The sequence below is a fragment of the Nocardioides lianchengensis genome (assembly GCF_900101465.1).
GTDB lineage: Bacteria > Actinomycetota > Actinomycetes > Propionibacteriales > Nocardioidaceae > Nocardioides > Nocardioides lianchengensis.
Genome location: NZ_FMZM01000026.1, coordinates 1 through 1,342 on the forward strand (window position 1 = coordinate 1; position 1,342 = coordinate 1,342).

At 54.8% G+C, this 1,342-nt stretch carries 1 rRNA gene; it reads left to right on the forward strand.

Annotated features, from left to right (window positions below):
- Positions 1-14: 14 nt before the first annotated feature.
- Positions 15-1,342, forward strand: a 23S ribosomal RNA gene (locus BLT76_RS25275); the annotation flags it as partial.

Below are 1,342 nucleotides of genomic sequence, written 5' to 3' on the forward strand. Positions count from 1 at the left end.
GTTGAGTGTTTGTGAGACAAGCTATGAAGGGCACATGGTGGATGCCTTGGCATCAAGAGCCGATGAAGGACGTAGGAGCCTGCGATAAGCCCTGGGGAGTTGGCAACCGAGCTGTGATCCGGGGGTGTCCGAATGGGGGAACCCAGCTGGAGTCATGTCCAGTTACCCGCGCCTGAATATATAGGGTGTGTGGAGGGAACGTGGGGAAGTGAAACATCTCAGTACCCACAGGAAGAGAAAACAAAAGTGATTCCGAGAGTAGTGGCGAGCGAAATCGGATGAGGCTAAACCATGCACGTGTGATACCCGGCAGGGGTTGCGTGTGTGGGGTTGTGGGACCGCTTGTCTAGTTCTGCCGGACTGGAAGACAGTAAGAAAAGTTGGTTGAAGTCGAAGTCGGTTGGAAAGCCGCGCCGTAGAGGGTGATAGCCCCGTATGCGTAAGGCCTTCTCTGTTGAGCGGGATCCCAAGTAACACGGAACTCCTGAAATTCCGTGTGAATCTGGCAGGACCACCTGTTAAGCCTAAATACTCCTTGATGACCGATAGCGGACAAGTACCGTGAGGGAAAGGTGAAAAGTACCCCTGGCGGGGAGTGAAATAGTACCTGAAACCGTGTGCCTACAATCCGTCGGAGCCTTTAGGGGTGACGGCGTGCCTTTTGAAGAATGAGCCTGCGAGTTAGCGTTGTGTTGCGAGGTTAACCCGTGTGGGGTAGCCGTAGCGAAAGCGAGTCCGAATAGGGCGTTTGAGTAGCACGATCTAGACCCGAAGCGAAGTGATCTATCCATGGGCAGGTTGAAGCGCGGGTAAGACCGCGTGGAGGACCGAACCCACTTAGGTTGAAAACTGAGGGGATGACCTGTGGATAGGGGTGAAAGGCCAATCAAACTTCGTGATAGCTGGTTCTCCCCGAAATGCATTTAGGTGCAGCGTTGCGTGTTTCTTGCCGGAGGTAGAGCACTGGATAGCCGATGGGCCCGACCAGGTTACTGACGTTAGCCAAACTCCGAATGCCGGTAAGTGAGAGCGCAGCAGTGAGACTGCGGGGGATAAGCTCCGTAGTCGAGAGGGAAACAGCCCAGACCATCAGCTAAGGCCCCTAAGCGGTGACTAAGTGGAAAAGGATGTGGAGTCGCAGTGACAACCAGGAGGTTGGCTTGGAAGCAGCCACCCTTGAAAGAGTGCGTAATAGCTCACTGGTCAAGTGATTCCGCGCCGACAATGTAGCGGGGCTCAAGTCATCCGCCGAAGCTATGGCATTCACATATTAACCTCAGCCTTCGTGGTTCAGGGGTGTGGATGGGTAGGGGAGCGTCGTGTCGCGAGTGAAGCTGCGGAG